The sequence below is a fragment of the Cellulomonas sp. KH9 genome (assembly GCF_900114185.1).
Lineage (GTDB): Bacteria > Actinomycetota > Actinomycetes > Actinomycetales > Cellulomonadaceae > Cellulomonas.
The window spans coordinates 710,089-728,135 of the sequence record NZ_FOSE01000002.1; the positions used below are offsets into that span (position 1 = coordinate 710,089).

15 protein-coding genes are annotated in these 18,047 nt (G+C 74.1%); 4 read left to right on the plus strand and 11 right to left on the minus strand.

From position 1 onward, the window contains the following. Nucleotides 1–127: 127 nt before the first annotated feature. From BMZ16_RS09260 to BMZ16_RS09280, 5 genes are read right to left on the minus strand one after another with little or no spacing between them, the layout of a single operon-like run. Entirely contained in the window at nt 128–1,717 is a 1,590-nt protein-coding gene (locus tag BMZ16_RS09260; protein WP_255366485.1) for an alpha/beta hydrolase family protein, read from the minus strand. A gap of 1 nt (nt 1,718) precedes the next feature. Continuing rightward, nucleotides 1,719–2,639 (minus strand): GTPase Era, encoded by a 921-nt coding sequence (gene era / locus BMZ16_RS09265; protein WP_089799653.1) that lies wholly within the window; start codon nt 2,637–2,639, stop codon nt 1,719–1,721. After that, nucleotides 2,636–4,009: a hemolysin family protein gene (locus BMZ16_RS09270; RefSeq protein WP_089799655.1), complete on the minus strand. Its 1,374-nt coding sequence runs from the start codon at nt 4,007–4,009 to the stop codon at nt 2,636–2,638. Before BMZ16_RS09270 ends, era begins: the two co-directional genes overlap by 4 nt. Beyond that, nucleotides 4,006–4,458 (minus strand): rRNA maturation RNase YbeY, encoded by a 453-nt coding sequence (ybeY, locus tag BMZ16_RS09275; protein ID WP_089799657.1) that lies wholly within the window; start codon nt 4,456–4,458, stop codon nt 4,006–4,008. The genes BMZ16_RS09270 and ybeY overlap by 4 nt, the downstream gene beginning before the upstream one ends. Then, nucleotides 4,455–5,456 (minus strand): PhoH family protein, encoded by a 1,002-nt coding sequence (locus tag BMZ16_RS09280; protein WP_089799658.1) that lies wholly within the window; start codon nt 5,454–5,456, stop codon nt 4,455–4,457. The genes ybeY and BMZ16_RS09280 overlap by 4 nt, the downstream gene beginning before the upstream one ends. A 229-nt stretch (nt 5,457–5,685) precedes the next feature. Between BMZ16_RS09280 and ppdK the strand changes: the two genes are divergently transcribed. Continuing rightward, the gene (ppdK, locus tag BMZ16_RS09285) at nt 5,686–8,403 is read left to right on the plus strand and encodes a pyruvate, phosphate dikinase (RefSeq protein ID WP_089799660.1); all 2,718 of its coding nucleotides are present in this window, start codon (nt 5,686–5,688) and stop codon (nt 8,401–8,403) included. Between the two features lie 124 nt (nt 8,404–8,527). On the opposite strand, the gene BMZ16_RS09290 is transcribed toward ppdK, so the two are convergent. The 3 genes from BMZ16_RS09290 to hrcA form a co-directional block, all read right to left on the minus strand. Beyond that, a complete protein-coding gene (locus tag BMZ16_RS09290; RefSeq protein ID WP_089799662.1) occupies nt 8,528–9,286 on the minus strand; it encodes a 16S rRNA (uracil(1498)-N(3))-methyltransferase in 759 nt (252 codons plus the stop codon). Further along, entirely contained in the window at nt 9,283–10,407 is a 1,125-nt protein-coding gene (dnaJ, locus tag BMZ16_RS09295) for a molecular chaperone DnaJ (RefSeq protein WP_089799664.1), read from the minus strand. Before dnaJ ends, BMZ16_RS09290 begins: the two co-directional genes overlap by 4 nt. Before the next feature lie 87 nt (nt 10,408–10,494). Further along, nucleotides 10,495–11,517 carry a heat-inducible transcriptional repressor HrcA gene (gene hrcA / locus BMZ16_RS09300; protein WP_089800043.1) on the minus strand — a complete coding sequence of 341 codons (1,023 nt, stop codon included), beginning with the start codon at nt 11,515–11,517 and terminating at the stop codon, nt 10,495–10,497. Nucleotides 11,518–11,778: 261 nt separating this feature from the next. On the opposite strand from hrcA, the gene BMZ16_RS09305 reads away from it, so the two are divergent. After that, nucleotides 11,779–12,648, plus strand: a complete 870-nt coding sequence (locus BMZ16_RS09305) for a DUF3097 domain-containing protein (RefSeq protein WP_089799666.1) — start codon at nt 11,779–11,781, stop codon at nt 12,646–12,648. Nucleotides 12,649–12,699: 51 nt separating this feature from the next. On the opposite strand, the gene BMZ16_RS09310 is transcribed toward BMZ16_RS09305, so the two are convergent. Beyond that, entirely contained in the window at nt 12,700–13,854 is a 1,155-nt protein-coding gene (locus BMZ16_RS09310; RefSeq protein WP_089799668.1) for a hypothetical protein, read from the minus strand. A 162-nt stretch (nt 13,855–14,016) separates the two neighbouring features. On the opposite strand from BMZ16_RS09310, the gene BMZ16_RS09315 reads away from it, so the two are divergent. Then, on the plus strand, nt 14,017–14,394 hold the full coding sequence (locus tag BMZ16_RS09315) for a DUF4870 domain-containing protein (protein ID WP_089799670.1): 378 nt from the start codon (nt 14,017–14,019) through the stop codon (nt 14,392–14,394). Continuing rightward, complete coding sequence (locus BMZ16_RS09320) at nt 14,391–14,777, plus strand: DUF4870 domain-containing protein (protein WP_089799672.1); 387 nt, start codon at nt 14,391–14,393, stop codon at nt 14,775–14,777. The genes BMZ16_RS09315 and BMZ16_RS09320 overlap by 4 nt, the downstream gene beginning before the upstream one ends. An 18-nt stretch (nt 14,778–14,795) precedes the next feature. On the opposite strand, the gene hemW is transcribed toward BMZ16_RS09320, so the two are convergent. Next, nucleotides 14,796–16,034, minus strand: a complete 1,239-nt coding sequence (hemW, locus tag BMZ16_RS09325) for a radical SAM family heme chaperone HemW (RefSeq protein ID WP_089799674.1) — start codon at nt 16,032–16,034, stop codon at nt 14,796–14,798. A gap of 25 nt (nt 16,035–16,059) precedes the next feature. After that, on the minus strand, nt 16,060–17,937 hold the full coding sequence (lepA, locus tag BMZ16_RS09330) for a translation elongation factor 4 (RefSeq protein ID WP_089799676.1): 1,878 nt from the start codon (nt 17,935–17,937) through the stop codon (nt 16,060–16,062). Nucleotides 17,938–18,047: the final 110 nt, after the last annotated feature.

Sequence of the window (18,047 nt, forward strand, 5' to 3'; positions counted from 1 at the left end):
GACCCCGGTCCGTCGCCGAACCCCACGACGTTCGCACTGCACCACCCCGTCCCGACCTGAGAAGTCATCGGCGCACATGGTGCCTCACCTGAGCCGAACGGTTCACGTCCGTCCGTCCACTTCACCCTCAGATGTTGAGCTGGAAGACACCCCAGTAGGCCAGGACGACCAGCAGCACGGCGGCGGCCACGACGACGCCGGAGGCCGCGACACGCCGCACCACGCCCGGTGCGACCGGGACGCCTTCCTCGCGCGCGTCGTGGGCGCGGTGGGCGAGGAGCACGGCCGCGAGCACGGCACCGACGCCCAGCACACGCACGCCGATCCACCCGCCCTGCACGACCCAGGCGTTGCGCTCGTAGTCGAGGGCGAGCCGCGCGACGGCCAGGAGGTACCAGACCATCGCGGCGACGGTCGCGACGGTCACGCCGCCGAGCGCGACCAGCCGGCCCGCGATCCCCGGGGCGAAGCGACGGACCGGCGCCGCCGGGTCCCGGCGCGACGCACCGCGCTGCACGACGCGTGCGATGCCGACCGCGAGCCCGCAGACCAGCATGACCACCGGCGCACCGAGCACCAGGACGATCAGCGCGACGCCGTCGCGCAGCCACCGGGGTTGCGGCACCGGGCCGGCCACGTAGGTCTGCTCGGGTTCCGCCCCGGCCACCCGCGGCGGGGTGTCCCCGGTCGCGGGCAGCCCCATGACCCAGCCGGCCAGGTCCCGCAGGAAGGGTTCCGTGGGCGAGCCCCCGACGCGGATCCCGTGGTCCGCCCCCGCGTAGTAGCGGACGGTGACGTCCTCGTTGCCCGCCCGCGCCAGGTCCTCCCGGACCTGCAGCGCACCCTGGACGATCGGCATGGACGCGTCCGCCGTGCCGTACACGACCAGGACCGGCTGGGTCATGCGCTGCTGGTACGGCGAGACGTCGAAGTCCGCGTACTCGAACCCGCCGCCGGGCATCGACATGCCCACGGCCCGCGGGATCGCGCGGAACACCGCGTGCGGGACGCCGGTGTTGCGCAGGTAGGCGTCGACCGCGAAGGCCGCCTGCTGGCGCGGGGGCACGACCGGCGACGACACGAGCACCACGCCGGCGATCGCGGGCTCCTCGGCCGCCATCACGGGCGCGATCCACCCGCCCTCGCTCTCCGCGTACACCACGACACGCTCGGGGTCGACCTCCGGCCGGTCCCGCAGCAGGTCGAGCGAGTGCAGGTAGTCGCGGGCCATCGCCACGTAGTCGCGGTGCGCGGTGCTGTAGGTGTCGAGCCGCTTGTCGGGCACCATCGCGACGACCCCGGCCTCCGCGAGCGACCGCGCCTGCCGGAGGAACGCCCGCTGGTAGCGTCCCGTGCCCGCGCCGTGGACGAAGAGCACGGCCGGGGCCGGCTCCGCGACGCCCACGGGCACGGAGATGCGTGCCCCGACGGTCGCACCGTCGAGGGGCACCGAGACCTCGACCTCCCGCACGTCGTACCGCCCGGCCTCGGGCGCGCCCCCGATCGCGGTGTCGGCGGTCGCGACCTCGATGCCCTCCTCGAGCGGCGCCGGGTCCCACGTCGGCCCGGTGACGGCCCCGACGACCGCGAGCAGCAGCGAACCGAGCGCGACGCTCGCGACGAGCCGGTAGACCGAGCCGAACCGCGCGCCGCGCTGCGGCGGGCGGTCGTCCGGGCCTGCGGCACGGCTCAGCGCGCGCGGGACGTGCAGCGCCACCTCAGAAGCCCAGCCGTCCGAGCTGCTTGGGGTCGCGCTGCCAGTCCTTGGCCACCTTGACGTGCAGGTCCAGGAAGACCCGGGCCCCGAGCAGCGCCTCGATCTGCGTGCGGGCGCGCGTGCCCACGTCGCGCAGGCGCGCGCCACCGCGCCCGATGACGATCGCCTTCTGGCTGTCGCGCTCGACGAAGAGGTGGACACGCACGTCCAGCAGCGGACGGCCGTCGGCGCCCGGCGGCTGGTCCCGCGGCACGATCTCGTCGACGACGACGGCCAGGGAGTGCGGCAGCTCGTCGCGCACGCCCTCGAGCGCCGCCTCGCGCACGAGCTCGGCGACCATGACCTGCTCCGGCTCGTCCGTGAGCTCGCCCTCGGGGTACAGCGCGGGCCCCTCCGGCAGGTGCTCGACCAGGACGTCGGCCAGCACGTCCACCTGGTACCCGTCGCGCGAGGAGACGGGGACGATGTCGGCCCACTCCCCCAGCTGGTCGACGGCGATGAGCTGCTCGGCCAGCCGCGCCCGCGGCACGGTGTCGGTCTTGGTCACGATAGCGACGACGGGGGTGCCGGTGCGCCCGGGCGGGGTCAGCCGGGCGAGCTGCTCGGCGATGAAGCGGTCACCGGGGCCGATCTTCTCGTCGGCGGGCAGGCAGAACCCGATGACGTCGACCTCGGTCAGCGTGTCGCGCACCAGGTCGTTGAGGCGCTCACCGAGCAGGGTGCGCGGCCGGTGCAGGCCGGGCGTGTCGACGAGCACGAGCTGGGCGTCCTCGCGGTGCACGATCCCGCGCACGACGTGGCGGGTGGTCTGCGGGCGCCCCGACGTGATGGCGACCTTCTGGCCGACGAGCGCGTTGGTGAGCGTGGACTTGCCGGTGTTGGGGCGGCCCACGAAGCACGCGAAGCCGGAACGGTACGTCATCGAGCGGCCTCCGAGCCGTGGTCGCGCGCGGCGGGGGTGCCGCGCGGCGGGGTGCCGGCGGCCGAGGTGCCGCGGGCGGGGGTGGTGGGTGGGTCGTCGTCGTCGTCGAGGGCGGCGCGGTGCACCAGCACCGTCGCGAGCCGCTTGCGGCGCCCCTCGACGCGCTCGGCCTGCAGCCGCAGGCCGTGGATCTCGCCCACCGACCCGGGCAGCGGCACCTTGCCGAGCGCCTTGGCCAGCAGGCCGGCGGCCGTGTCGACGTCCTCGTCCTCCACCGCGATGCCGAACAGGTCACCGAGCTCGTCGCGTCCCAGGCGCGCCGGCACCCGGTAGCCGCCGTCGCCGAGGTCCTCGACGCCGGGCGCGCTGGTGTCGTGCTCGTCGGTCAGCTCCCCGACGATCTCCTCGAGAGCGTCCTCGATGGTGACCAGCCCGGCGATGCCGCCGTACTCGTCGACGACCAGGGCGATGTGGCTCGAGCCGTCGCGCAGCTCCAGCAGCAGCTCGTCGACGGGCTTCGACTCCGGCACGTACACGGGTGGCCGGGCCAGCGAGGACGCCGGCGCGTCGAGCGGGTCCTCGCCGGTGGGCGCCGCGCCGTGGGCGCCGCGCGCGGGGATCCGCCGCACGACGTCCTTGAGGTAGAGCACGCCGATCACGTCGTCGACGGACTCGCCGACCACGGGCACCCGCGAGAATCCCGAGCGCAGGAGCAGCGCGAGGACCTTGTGCAGCGGGGTGTCGGCCTGGGTGGTGATCATGTCCGTGCGGGGCACCATGACCTCGCGCGTCAGCGTGTCGCCCAGCTCGAGCACCGAGCGGAACATCTCACGCTCGTTGTCCTCGATGGCGTCGGACTCGCTGACGCGCTCGACCATGTCGCGCAGCTCGGCGTCGTCCTGCTCGCTCGTCGAGCCCGAGGGGTCGGCACGGCGGCCCACGCCGCCGGCGAGGGTCGTGACGACGAGCAGCAGCCGCGACAGGCTGGCGAGCACACCCACGGGGTGGCGTCGCCCCATGCTGCGGGGGCTCACCCGCACCAGCAGGTACGCCACGACCGCGCACGCGGCGATGGCCAGCAGCGCCGTGGCCCACCACGACAGGCTGCCCGCGCTGATCGCCAGGGTCAGGCAGACCGTCGCGGTCATCTCCCCCAGCAGGCGCACGAACGCCGCGGCAGCGGCGACGCGGGCGGGGTCGTCGACGAGGCGCCGCACGCGGGCGGCCGCACCGGGACGCTCCCCCTCGAGCTCGGTGACGCGGGCCCGCGTGACGCGCAGCACCGCGACCTCACCGGCCGACAGCGCGGCCGCCAGGACGATCCCGATCAGCGCGACGGTGAGGAGCAGGGCGACGGGGACGCCGCTCATCGACCGGCCAGGAACGTCAGGAGCAGGCGACGCTGCAGCGCGAACATCTCCTTCTCCTCGTCCGGCTCGGCGTGGTCGTAACCGAGCAGGTGCAGGATCCCGTGCGTCGTCAGCAGCAGCATCTCCTCGGCCGTCGAGTGGCCCGCGGCGCGCGCCTGCGTGGCGGCCACCTCCGGGCACAGCACGACGTCGCCGAGCACGCCGGGGCCGGCGGGGTCGCCCTCGCGCCCGGGGCGCAGCTCGTCCATCGGGAACGACAGCACGTCCGTGGGTCCCGGCTCGTCCATCCACCGCACGTGCAGGTCCGTCATGGTCGGGACGTCGACCAGCCGCACGAACAGGTCCGCCTGCGGGTGCACGTGCATCTCGTCCAGCACGTAGCGCCCGAGCGCGGCGAACTCCGCCTCGTCGACCTCGACGCCGGACTCGTTGCTCACCTCGACGCTCATGCCCCGTCCCACCTCGCGTACGCGTCGATGATGTCCCCCACCAGCCGGTGCCGGACCACGTCGGAGGACGACAGCCGGCAGAACTCCACGTCGTCGACCCCGGAGAGGATCTCCTCGACCACGCGCAGCCCGGACCGCGTGCCGCTGGGCAGGTCGACCTGCGTGACGTCGCCGGTGACGACGACCTTCGAGCCGAACCCGAGGCGGGTGAGGAACATCTTCATCTGCTCGACGGACGTGTTCTGCGCCTCGTCGAGGATGATGAAGGAGTCGTTGAGGGTCCGCCCGCGCATGTACGCCAGCGGCGCGACCTCGATGGTGCCCGCCTCCATGAGCCGCGGGATGGACTCGGGGTCGACCATGTCGTGCAGCGCGTCGTACAGCGGGCGCAGGTACGGGTCGATCTTGTCCGAGAGGCTGCCGGGCAGGAACCCGAGCCGCTCCCCGGCCTCGACGGCGGGGCGCGTCAGCACGATGCGGTTGACCTTGCGCGCCTGCAGCGCCTGCACGGCCTTGGCCATCGCCAGGTACGTCTTGCCGGTGCCCGCGGGGCCGATGCCGAACGTGACGGTGTTGCGCTCGATCGCGTCCACGTAACTCTTCTGCCCCGGCGTCTTGGGGCGGATCGTGCGACCGCGGGTCGACAGGATGTTGAACGTCAGGACGTCCGCGGGGCGCGCGCCCGCGTCGGCCGTGAGCATCGCGACGGAGCGGGTCACGACGTCGGGGCTCAGCGGGGTACCGACCGCGGCCATCTCGACGAGCTCGTCGACGAGGCGCGTCACCAGGGCCACGTCGCCCGCGGGGCCGGTGAGCGTCACCTCGTTGCCGCGGACGTGGACGTCGACGGCGCGGAAGCCGTCCTCGATGCTGCGCAGCACCTCGTCGCGCAGCCCGAGCAGCTCGACCATCGACACGTCCGGCGGGACGGTGATGCGGTGCTCGATGCGCGCGTGACGGGGCTCGGGTGCACGGGGTGCGGGGCTGGACTCGGCCATGTGCTCGGCGGGTGCCGTGCGCTCCTTCTCTCGACGCGTGCCGTGCTGCGGACGGCTCCATCCTACGTCGCCGGTCACCCGGGCCGCGGACTCCCGCGCGGCAGGGCGCGCGCGGGCGCCGGCGGTGTGGGTCCTTCGTCCCCGGGCACCGGCGCCCGAGCGGGAGAACACTGGAGCACAGAGCCGGGCAACGGAGCCCGGTGGTGTGCGTGGCGACGGAGGAAGCACCATGGCGCGGTACGTCAAGGACTTCAGCGAGGGCGACAAGGACCAGAAGGACCTGCTGGGCGGCAAGGGGGCGAACCTCGCCGAGATGACCCGGCTCGGCCTGCCGGTCCCCCCCGGGTTCACCATCACGACCGAGGCGTGCCGGGCGTACATGCGCACCGGTGAGGTCCCGCCCGAGCTGCGGGTCGAGGTCACCATGGCCGTCCGGCACCTCGAGGACCAGCTGGGCCGGCGCCTCGGCGACTTCCACGACCCGCTGCTGGTGTCCGTCCGCTCCGGGGCCAAGTTCTCCATGCCCGGGATGATGGAGACCGTCCTCAACGTCGGGCTGAACGACGCGTCGGTGCAGGGCCTGGCCGAGCTGTCCGGCGACGAGCGGTTCGCGTGGGACTCCTACCGCCGGCTCATCCAGATGTTCGGCCGCACGGTCCTGGACATCGACGGCGACCTGTTCGCCGAGGCGCTGGACAAGGCGAAGGCCGCGCGCGGCGTCACCGCCGACGTCGACCTGGGCGCGGACGACCTGCGCACCCTGGTCGGCACGTACAAGCAGATCGTGCGCGAGCAGTCCGGTCGCGAGTTCCCCCAGCACCCGCGCGAGCAGCTCGACATGGCGATCGTCGCGGTCTTCGACTCGTGGGGCACCGAGCGCGCCCGGCTGTACCGCCGCAAGGAGCGCATCCCGGACGACCTGGGCACGGCCGTCAACGTCTGCTCGATGGTGTTCGGCAACCTCGGGCCGACGTCCGGCACGGGCGTGGCGTTCACGCGGGACCCCGCGTCCGGTCGCACCGGCGAGTTCGGCGACTACCTCGTCAACGCGCAGGGCGAGGACGTGGTCGCCGGCATCCGCAACACGCTGTCCCTCGCGGACCTCGAGCAGGTCGACCCCGCGGCGCACGCCGAGCTGCTGCAGGCCATGCGCCGGCTCGAGACCCACTACCGCGACCTGTGCGACATCGAGTTCACGATCGAGCGCGGCAAGCTGTGGATGCTGCAGACCCGCGTCGGCAAGCGCACGGCGCCCGCCGCGTTCCGCATCGCGTGCCAGCTCGTCGACGAGCACCTCATCACGATGGACGAGGCGCTGTCCCGCGTGACGGGTGCCCAGCTCTCCCAGCTGCAGTTCCCGCAGTTCGCCCCGGTGGCCGACGACTCCGACCGCGTGCTGCTGACGCGCGGCATGGCGGCGTCGCCGGGCGCCGCGGTCGGCATGGCCGTGTTCGACCCGGAGACGGCGGCGCAGTGGGCGGCCGACGGCAAGGACGTCATCCTCGTGCGCCGCGAGACCAACCCCGACGACCTCGGCGGCATGATCGCCGCGGTCGGGGTGCTCACGGCGCGCGGCGGCAAGACGTCGCACGCGGCCGTCGTGGCGCGCGGCATGGGCCGCACGTGCGTCGTCGGTGCCGAGGAGCTGGTCATCGACTCCGAGGCACGCACCATGACGGCGCGTGGTCACACCGTCCACGAGGGCGACGTCATCGCGATCGACGGCACGTCCGGCGAGGTCGTCCTGGGCGACGTCCCGGTGGTCCCCTCCCCCGTGCAGCGCTACCTCGAGGACGGCCTGGACGTCGCGCTGGCCGAGGCCCCCGACGACGAGACCCGCGAGCTGGTGCGGGCGGTCGACCGGATCCTGCGCCACGCCGACGCGACCCGACGGCTGCACGTGCACGCCAACGCCGACACGGCGGAGGACGCCGCGCGCGCCCGGCACCTGGGCGCGCAGGGCATCGGCCTGTGCCGCACCGAGCACATGTTCCTCGGCGAGCGCCGCGTGCTCGTCGAGCGGGTCGTGCTCGCGGCCGGCGACGACGAGCGGCAGGCGGCGCTCGACGCCCTGCTGCCGCTGCAGCGCCAGGACTTCACCGACATCCTCGAGGCGATGGACGGGCTGCCCACGACGATCCGCCTCATCGACCCGCCGCTGCACGAGTTCCTCCCGGACCTCACCGACCTGTCGGTGAAGGTCGCGCTGCAGGCCGAGCGCGGCGAGGTCGACGAGCACGACGTGACGCTGCTCGCGGCCGTGCGCCGCATGCACGAGGCGAACCCGATGCTCGGGCTGCGCGGCGTGCGGCTGGGCCTGGTCATCCCCGGCCTGTTCGACCTGCAGATCCGCGCGGTGGCCGAGGCGGTCGCCGCACGGCTGGCCGCCGGCGGGGACCCGCACGCCGAGATCATGGTCCCGCTCGTCGGCTCCGTGCAGGAGCTGCGGCTGGTCCGCGAGCGCGCCGTGGCGATCATGGCCGACGTCAGCGCCGAGCAGGGCGTCACGGTCGACCTGCCCGTCGGCTGCATGATCGAGCTGCCGCGGGCTGCCCTGACGGCGGACCGCATCGCGACGCAGGCGCAGTTCTTCTCGTTCGGCACCAACGACCTCACGCAGACGACGTGGGGCTTCAGCCGCGACGACGTGGAGGGTGCGTTCTTCGCGCAGTACACCGCGAACGGCGTGCTGTCGGTGTCCCCGTTCGAGACGCTCGACGTCAAGGGCGTCGGGCAGCTCGTGCAGATCGCGGTCGAGCGCGGGCGCGCGACCCGGCCCGACCTGACCCTGGGCGTGTGCGGCGAGCACGGCGGCGACCCCGAGTCCATCCGGTTCTTCGACGCCGTGGGCCTGGACTACGTGTCCTGCTCGCCGTTCCGGGTGCCGATCGCCCGGCTCGAGGCCGGTCGCGCGGCGATCGAGCACGAGGGCAGCGACTCGCGCTGACCCACCGGACCCGTGGGGGCGGCGGCAGCTCTCTCCCCGTCGCGCACCGCCGCCCCCACGTACCCGGTCCCCCGCGAGGACCGGCCGCGACCTGCCGGGGCACCGTCGTCGGCGACCCCCGGCGTCAGCCCCAGCGGCCGAGCCGGTCCGCGAGCATCGCCAGAGCGACCGGGCCGGCCGTGGAGGTCCGCAGCACGTGCGGCCCGAGCCGGCAGACCACGGCGCCGGCCCCGGTCAGAGCCTCCAGCTCCCGGTCGCTGATGCCGCCCTCGGGACCGACGACGACCAGCAGCTCACCCCCGGCGGGCGTCGCGACGCCGTGCAGCGGCGTCGTGGCGGACTCGTGGAGCACGACGGCCACCCCGCCGCCCGCGACGGTCGACGCGACGCGCGCGACCAGCCCCCGGTCGTCGAGGGCCTGCTCGACGACCGGCATGCGGGCGCGGCGGGACTGCTTCGTCGCCGCGCGCACCGTCCCGACCCACCGGGCGCGGCTCTTCTGCGCCCGCTCCCCCCGCCAGATCACCACGGAACGCTCGGCCTGCCAGGGCACGACCCCGTCGACCCCGACCTCGGTGGCCGCCTCGATCGCCATCTCGTCACGGTCGCCCTTGGCCAGCGCCTGCACGAGCACCAGCCGCGGGGCGGGCTCGGGCTCGACGACGACGTCCTCGACGTCGAGGCGCACCCCCTCCGGGCCGGCGGTCCGCACCCGGCCGACGAGCCGGACACCGGCGCCGTCGACCACGTCCACCCGCTCCCCCGGTCCGCGGCGCTGCACGACGCCGGCGTGCCGGCCCTCCGTACCGTCCAGGAGGTACTCCCCGCCCGGCCGCGCGTCGGCGAGCCGCCCCGGCTCGACGACGAAGACCGGCGCGCTCACCGGCCCGCGAGCTTGTCGCGGAGCTTGGCGAACATGCCGGGGTTGGCCGCGGCGAACCGCGCCTCGGGGCGCTCCTCGCCGCGCAGCACGGCGAGGCGACGCAGCAGCTCGGTCTGCTCGTCGTCGGCCGGGACGGGCACCTGGACCTCCACGTGCACGTGGAGGTCGCCGCGGCCGCCCACGTGCAGGTGCCCGACCCCCAGCCCGCGCAGCGTGACGACCTGCCCGGGCTGCGTGCCCGGGCGCAGGTCGACCTCCTGCGGCCCGTCGAGCGTCTCCATCGACAGGACCGTGCCGAGCGCGGCCGCGGTCATCGGCACCTGGAGCGTCGCGTGCAGGTCGTCGCCGCGGCGCACGAACGTGTCGTGCTTGCGCTCGCGCACCTCGAGGTACACGTCGCCCGCCGGGCCGCCGGCCGGGCCGACCTCGCCCTGGCCGGTGAGCTTGATGCGCGTGCCGGTGTCCACGCCCGCGGGCACGTCCACCGACAGCGTCCGCCGCGAGCGCACGCGGCCCTCACCGGCGCACTCGGTGCACGGCTCGGGGATGACCGTGCCGAACCCGTGGCAGGCCGCGCAGGGCTGCGTGGTCATGACCTGCCCGAGGAACGAGCGCGCCACCCGCTGCACGGACCCGCGCCCGCCGCAGACCTCACAGGTGCGCGGCGAGGTGCCGGGCCGGCAGCAGGTGCCCCCGCACGTGGGGCACAGCACCGCCGTGTCCACCTGCACCTCGCGGTGCACGCCGAACGCCGTCTCGGCCAGGTCCAGGTCGAGGCGTACCAGGGCGTCCTGCCCGCGGCGGGCGCGCGGCACCGGTCCGCGCGGCGCACCGCCCGCGGCGGCACCGAAGAACGTCTCGAAGATGTCCTGGAACCCGAAGCCGCCGCCCATGCCGCCACCCGGCGACGAGGGGTCGGCGCCCATGTCGTAGGCACGGCGCTTCTCCGGGTTGCCCAGCACGTCGTAGGCGCGCGACACGTCCTTGAACCGCTCCTCGGACGCGGGGTCGGTGCCCGCCACGTCGGGGTGCAGCTCACGGGCGAGCCGGCGGTAGGCCTTCTTGATCTGCTCGGGCGTGGCGTCACGCGGCAGGCCGAGGATCTCGTAGTAGTCGGTCACGTGGCGTGCTGCTCGCTTCCTGCTCGTGGGTGGCGTGCCCGGCCGCGCACGCGGTGCGCCCGACGGCGCGTCCGCGGGACGTGCCGGTCAGCCCGCAAGGATCCGGGTGAGGTACCGGGCGACGGCACGGACCGCCGCCATGGTCTGGGGGTAGTCCATGCGCAGCGGGCCGACGGCCCCGAGGACGGCGACGGACGACCCGTCACCGCCGTACCCGCTGGTGACGATGCTGGTCTCGGCCAGGCCCTCGTGCTGGGTCTCGCGGCCGATCCGCACCGCGACGCCGCCGGAGTCCTCGGCCATCTCGGACAGCAGGCGCAGCAGCACGACCTGCTCCTCGAGGGCCTCGAGGACGGGTCCGATCGTGTGCGGGAAGTCGGCGTTGGCGCTGCGGGCCAGGTGCGACGCCCCCGCGACGACGACCCGTTCCTCGCGCTCCTGCGCGAGGGTCTCGGCCACGACCGCGACCACCGAGCGGGCGAGGTCCTCGCCGCCCGACGTGAACTCGGCGGCCAGCGCCTCGAGGGCGCCGTCCAGCTCGGCGAGACGCAGGCCGGCGGCGGCGACGTTGAGCCGCACGCGCAGCCGCGCCACGACGGCCTCGTCGAGGTCGGTGGTGAGCTCCAGGGTGCGCTGCTCGACGCGACCCGTGGTGGTGATGATGACGACCAGCAGGTGACGCGCACCGACGGGGACCAGCTCGACGTGCCGCAGCGCCGAACGCCGCAGCGACGGGTACTGGACGATCGCGACCTGGTGCGTGAGCTGGGCGATGAGCCGCACCGCACGGTCGATGACGTCGTCGAGGTCCACCGCCTCCTCGAGCAGCGTGCCGATGGCCCGCTTCTCGGCGGCGGACAGCGGGCGCACGCCCGACAGGCGGTCGACGAACTCGCGGTAGCCCAGGTCGGTCGGCACGCGACCGGCCGACGTGTGCGGCTGGACGATGAGCCCGGCGTCCTCGAGCGCGGCCATGTCGTTGCGGATCGTGGCCGGCGAGACACCGATCGCGTGGCGCTCCGCCAGGGCCCGCGATCCCACGGGCTCGCGGGTCGCGACGTAGTCCTCGACGATCGCGCGCAGCACGTCCAGCCGTCGGTCCTCGCTGATGCTCATGTCGCTCCCTCCTGCCCCCGGTGGCCATCGAGCGCACCAGACGGCACCGCACCCCGGCGCCCTGGTAGCACTCGCCCGTACCGAGTGCCAATTCTACGCGCTCGTCCAGGAGGAACGGTGGCATGCCCCCGCGGGCGCCTCGGCGCCACCCCCGCGCCTCGCCTGCGTCTCGCCCTGCGCCGCTCCGTGCGCCGCTGCGGCCGCTCCCCGCGCGTCCGCCGCGAGGCCGCGCCCGCGACCTCCTAGAGTGCCCGCGTGACCGACGACCGCTACGGATCCGACGTGCTGTCGGGCGACCGCTCCCCGTCCCGTCCGGCCCACCACCGCCCCGCGCGCACGTCGCGCGAGCAGACGGCCGACCCCGGTCTGGTCGTCGAGGACGTCGAGACCGGGTGGGTCGGCGCCGTCGTGCGCGTCGAGAAGTCCGGGGGCCAGCACGTCGTGGTCCTCGAGGACCGGCGCGGCCGCACCCGGACGTTCCGGCTCGGTCCCGGGTTCTGGGTCGACGGTGAGCCGGTGGTGCTCACGGCGCCGGTGACGTCACGGGCGCCCGCACGGCCGACGCGCACCGCGTCCGGGTCGGTCGCCGTGCCGGACGCGCCGGCACGCGTCGCGCGCGGGTCGCGCATCTGGGTCGAGGGCAAGCACGACGCGGAGCTCGTCGAGAAGGTCTGGGGCGACGACCTGCGCGTCGAGGGCGTCGTCGTCGAGCTGCTCGACGGTGTCGACCACCTCGCGGACGCCCTGCGGGACTTCCGCCCGACCGCGGACCGGCGCGTCGGCGTGCTCGTCGACCACCTCGTCCCCGGCTCCAAGGAGAGCCGGATCGCCGCCGAGGCGCTGCGTGCCGCGCCCGCGGGGACCGTCCTGGTGCTCGGTCACCCGTACGTCGACGTGTGGCAGGCCGTCCGCCCGCAGCGCGTCGGGCTCGACGCGTGGCCCACCATCGAGCGCGGCACGGAGTGGAAGCGCGGCATCCTGCGCGAGCTGGGGTGGCCGGCGGACGACCAGGCGGACGTGGCGCGGGCCTGGCAGCGCATCCTGCGCTCGGTGCGCTCGTACGCGGACCTCGAGCCGAGCCTCCTGGGCCGCGTCGAGGAGCTCATCGACTTCGTCACCGCCTGACCGACGACGGGGCCCGTCCGCCGGACGGGCCCCACGTCGGTGCGTCGGCTCTCAGGCCGCGAGGCGCCCGCCGGTCAGACGGCGGTACGCGTACACGGTCAGCAGGGCACCGACCGGCAGCGAGACCAGGACACCGATCCCGCACACCAGGGTGCCGACCCAGCTGACCAGCGCGACGACCAGGTACACCAGGACCCCCGTGCCGAGGTCCCGCACCTGCAGGTTCACGCTCGTGCGGATCGCCTGCACGGCGCTCTCGCCACGGTCCACGATCGCGGCCACCACGTAGAACACGAAGAACCCGGCGACGAGCAGCGCCACCTGACCCAGGAACGGGATGAGGCTCGCGACGATGCCGCCGGCGCACGCGATGAGCGCGAACAGCACGAGCTGCCCCGCGTACGACGTGTCGAACAGGTCACCGATCGACAGCGGCCGACCGTCCGCGATCTTCAGCGCCGCCTTGGTGAACGCCGCGCTGAACAGGACGAGCAGCAGCAGGAGCAGGGCACCGTAGATGGTGACGCCGATCGAGGCGCCGAGGCCCGCGAGCAGGCCGGGCGCGTCCCCGGACCCGGTAATGGCGGCGGCGCCGCCGACCAGCGCGGCGCCGATCACCGCGACGACCGCGATGACGACGAACCACACCAGGCCGCCGAGCACGAAGGCCGCCCAGTTCTGCCCGAACTTCGAGAACGCCCACGAGAACCCGGCACCGATGTCGACCGGACCGGACGGCGACGCGTACGGCTGCCCGTAGGGCGGCTGCTGACCCGGTGCGCCGTAGGGCGGCGGTGCGCCGTAGGGCGGCGGTGCGCCGTGGGGCGGCGGGGTCCCGTACGGCGACGACCCGCCGTACGGCGAGGCAGGCGGGGGTCCCCCGGGGCCGGACGGGCCGGGGGGTGGCGGGTACCCGCCACCGGGAGGCGTGGGCGGCGGGTACCCCGCACCCGGCGGCGGCGGGGGGTACCCGGCGCCCGGCGGCGGTGTCGGGGGCTGCGCGGGCGGCACGTCCTGCGCAGCCGGGCCGGGTGCCACCGGCGGCGGCGTGGGAGCCTGCGCGGGCGGCACGTCCCGGGCAGCCTCGCCGGGGGCGGACGGCGGCGACGGCAGGTCGTGGGCGCCCTCGCCGTGCGCGGGCGGGGGCGGCGGGACCGGGCTGCCGCCGTCGTCGCGCGGCGGCGTGCCGCCGGTGTTCTCGCTCATGCATGCCTCCAGGCGTGACCAGGGCGCGGACACGCCCTCCTCGCAGGGAACCCACATGGCCTGCGGCGTGTCAAGGCACCGCGCCGCCCACCGTGGCGCGCCCGGTCACCCGGGCCGTACGCTGCGGACGCCCACCACCACGACCACACCCGGAGCCGCCCCGTGTCGTACGACCCTCGGGCCACACCGCCCGGCCCGCCCGCCCAGGGCCGCACCCTGGCGATGGTGGCGCACCTGGGCGGTGTGCTCACCTACCTGTTCGCGGGCTGGATCGCGTCCCTCGTGGTCTGGCTGGTCCAGCGGGACCAGGACCCGGCCACGGCGCAGGAGGCGCGCACGGCGCTCAACTTCCAGCTCACGGCGCTCATCGCGATGGTCGTGCTCCACGTGGTGGAGCAGTTCCCCGTGATCGGGATCATCGGCTGGATCGGCAAGCTCGCGGTCGGCGTCGTCGCGCTCGTGCTCTCGATCGTCGCGGCCGCCGCCGCGTACCGTGGCGGGTCGTACCGCTACCCCGTCAGCCTCGAGCTCGTCCGATGAGCACGCCGACGCCCCCGCCCGCGTGGGACGCGCCCGCACCCGTCCCACCGCTGAGCCCGCAGGACGAGCGGACCTGGGCGATCCTCGTCCACCTGCTCCCGCTCCTCGGGGTGGGGCTCCTCGCACCGCTCGTCGTCTGGCTCGTCTTCCGCGGGCGCGGGCCGTTCCTCGAGCACCACGCGAAGGAGTCGCTGAACCTCCAGCTGACCGTGCTGATCGCCGTCGCCGTCGGCACGCTCCTGTCGGTGGTGCTGTTCGGCATCCCGGCGCTCCTCCTCGTCCTCGCCGGCGTGGCGTGGGTGGTGCTGGAGATCCTCGCCGCCGTCGCCGCGAGCCGGTGGGAGTGGTACCGGTACCCGGTGACGCTGCGGCTGGTCCCCTGAGCCGGGGGCACCGACCGGTCAGACGACGAGGGCCCGCACGACCGCGTCGGCCAGCAGCCGCCCGCGACGGGTCAGCACCACTCGCCGCGGACCGTCGCCACCGAGCGCGGCGCGCGGGTCGACCAGCCCGTCGGCGACGAGCCCCGCGACCGCCGGACGCGCGGCGACGGGCAGGTCGTCGACGAGCAGGCCCTCGGCGATGCGCACGCCCAGCATCACCCGCTCCAGCTCCGCGGTGCCGCCGTCGACGACCTCGCGACCCGCGGCAGGGCTCAGCCCTCGCCCCAGACGGTCGGCGTACGCGCGCGGGTGCTTGACGTTCCACCACCGCACGCCACCGACGTGGCTGTGCGCCCCGGGGCCGATCCCCCACCAGTCGTCGCCGCGCCAGTAGCCCAGGTTGTGGCGCGACGCGTCGGCCGGTGTGCGCGCCCAGTTGCTCACCTCGTACCAGTGCAGGCCCGCCGCCGTCAGCAGGTCGTCCGCCAGCTCGTACTTGGTCGCCTGGTCGTCCTCGTCGGGCAGCGTCAGCTCGCCGCGGCGCACCTGCACCGCCATGCGCGTGCCGGGCTCCACCACCAGGGCGTAGGCGCTCACGTGGTCGACGCCCGTGGCCAGCGCCGCCTCCAGGGACCGGCGCCAGTCGTCGAGCGACTCACCCGGGGTGCCGTAGATCAGGTCGAGCGAGACCCGCAGGCCTGCGTCGCGCGCCCAGCGCACGACGTCGGGGATGCGATCGGGGTCGTGGGTGCGCTCGAGCGTGCGCAGCACGTGCGGGACGGCGGACTGCATGCCGAACGACACGCGCGTGACGCCGGCGGCGGCCAGCCGTGCGAGGCCGTCGGGAGTCACCGAGTCGGGGTTGGCCTCGGTCGTGACCTCGGCGCCCGGGGCCAGGCCCCACGTGGTGCGCACGCCGTCGAGCAGACGCACCAGGTCGGCCACGGGCAGCAGCGTCGGGGTGCCCCCGCCGATGAAGACCGTCGCGCCCTGACGCGGCGGCACGCCCGCCGCGCGGAGCACCCGGTCCGCGAGCGCCACCTCCGCCAGGGCCGTCGCCGCGTACTCGGCGAGGCTCGCACCGCCGCCGAGCTCGGTGGCGGTGTAGGTGTTGAAGTCGCAGTACCCGCACCGCACGGCGCAGAAGGGCACGTGCAGGTACACGCCGAAGGCACGGTCCTGCGCCCCCTCGACGGCCGACGGGGGCAGCGCGCCGTCCGCGGGGGCGGGGTCGCCGTCGGGCAGCGCGGGGCTCACCGGGCGCCGCCCGTGGCCACGCTGCTCACTTCTTCTTCGCGTCCTTGGCGTCCTTGCCGCCGCCGCCGTCGGACGACAGCGCGGCGATGAAGGCCTCCTGCGGCACGTCGACCCGGCCGATGGTCTTCATGCGCTTCTTGCCCTCCTTCTGCTTCTCCAGGAGCTTGCGCTTGCGGGAGATGTCACCGCCGTAGCACTTGGCCAGGACGTCCTTGCGGATGGCCCGGATCGTCTCGCGGGCGATGATGCGGGCGCCGATCGCCGCCTGGATCGGGACCTCGAACTGCTGGCGCGGGATGAGGTCCTTGAGCTTGGCGGTCATCATGACGCCGTACGCGTAGGCCTTCTCCTTGTGCACGATCGCGCTGAACGCGTCGACCGTCTCGCCCTGCAGCAGGATGTCGACCTTCACCAGGTCCGCGACCTGGTCGCCCACGCGCTCGTAGTCGAGGCTCGCGTAGCCGCGCGTGCGGGACTTGAGCTGGTCGAAGAAGTCGAACACGATCTCGGCCATCGGCAGCACGTAGCGCAGCTCGACGCGGTCCTCGGACAGGTAGTCCATGCCCTGCAGGTCGCCGCGCTTGGCCTGGCACAGCTCCATGATCGCGCCGATGAACTCCGACGGGGCGAGGATGGTCGCCTTCACCATCGGCTCGCGCACCGCGAGGATTTTGCCCGAGGGGAACTCGCTCGGGTTGGTGACCGTGACCACGCTCTTGTCCTCGAGCGTCACCTCGTACACGACGTTCGGCGCGGTCGAGATGAGGTCGAGGTCGAACTCCCGCTCGAGCCGCTCCCGCACGATCTCCAGGTGCAGGAGCCCGAGGAACCCGACGCGGAACCCGAACCCGAGCGCGACCGACGTCTCCGGCTCGTAGTTCAGCGCCGCGTCGTTGAGCTTCAGCTTGTCCAGGGCGTCGCGCAGGACCGGGTAGTCGGTCCCGTCGATCGGGTAGAGACCGGAGAACACCATCGGCTTGGGGTCCGAGTAGCCGCCGAGCGCGTCCGTGGCCGGCTTGCCGGCGTTGGTGATCGTGTCGCCGACCTTGGACTGGCGCACGTCCTTCACACCGGTGATGAGGTACCCGACCTCACCGACGCCCAGCCCCTTGGTCGGCACCGGCTCCGGGGAGCTCACGCCGATCTCGAGCAGCTCGTGCGTCGCGCGCGTCGACATCATGACGATCTTCTCGCGCGGGTTCAGGTTGCCGTCGACGACGCGGACGTACGTCACGACCCCGCGGTAGGTGTCGTAGACGGAGTCGAAGATCATGGCGCGTGCCGGGGCGTCCGCGTCGCCGACGGGCGGCGGGACCAGCTCGACGATGCGGTCCAGGAGCGCCTCGACGCCGACGCCGGTCTTGCCCGAGACCTTCAGGCAGTCCTCGGGCTCGCCGCCGATGAGCTTGGCGAGCTCCTCGGCGTACTTCTCCGGCTGCGCCGCCGGCAGGTCGATCTTGTTGAGGACCGGGATGATCTGCAGATCGTTCTCGAGCGCCAGGTAGAGGTTGGCCAGCGTCTGGGCCTCGATCCCCTGCGCGGCGTCGACCAGCAGGACGGCGCCCTCGCACGCGGCCAGCGAGCGCGACACCTCGTACGTGAAGTCGACGTGGCCCGGGGTGTCGATCATGTTCAGCGCGTACGGCGTCCCGTCGAGCTCCCACGGCATGCGCACGGCCTGCGACTTGATCGTGATGCCACGCTCACGCTCGATGTCCATGCGGTCGAGGTACTGGGCGCGCATCGCCCGCGCGTCGACGACACCCGTCAGCTGCAGCATGCGGTCGGCGAGCGTGGACTTGCCGTGGTCGATGTGCGCGATGATGCAGAAGTTGCGCAGCAGCTCGGGTGCGGTCGCCGAGGGTCGGATCCGCTCGGCGGCGGTGGCGGACGGGATCGGCAACTCGACGTTCTCCGGCTTCTGGACGATCTGTGGGCGGTCGGTCGACCGTGGCGCTGGTGCCGTCGCGACGCCGGGCTCGCCCGTGGTCGGCGGGATCCCGACCCTCGGTG

Coding starts and splice junctions, on each gene's coding strand:
- era (WP_089799653.1), bottom strand. CDS start 2,639: ATGACGTACCGTTCCGGCTTCGCGTGCTTCGTGGGCCGCCCCAACACC.
- BMZ16_RS09270 (WP_089799655.1), bottom strand. CDS start 4,009: ATGAGCGGCGTCCCCGTCGCCCTGCTCCTCACCGTCGCGCTGATCGGG.
- ybeY (WP_089799657.1), bottom strand. CDS start 4,458: ATGAGCGTCGAGGTGAGCAACGAGTCCGGCGTCGAGGTCGACGAGGCG.
- BMZ16_RS09280 (WP_089799658.1), bottom strand. CDS start 5,456: ATGGCCGAGTCCAGCCCCGCACCCCGTGCACCCGAGCCCCGTCACGCG.
- ppdK (WP_089799660.1), top strand. CDS start 5,686: ATGGCGCGGTACGTCAAGGACTTCAGCGAGGGCGACAAGGACCAGAAG.
- BMZ16_RS09310 (WP_089799668.1), bottom strand. CDS start 13,854: ATGAGCGAGAACACCGGCGGCACGCCGCCGCGCGACGACGGCGGCAGC.
- BMZ16_RS09320 (WP_089799672.1), top strand. CDS start 14,391: ATGAGCACGCCGACGCCCCCGCCCGCGTGGGACGCGCCCGCACCCGTC.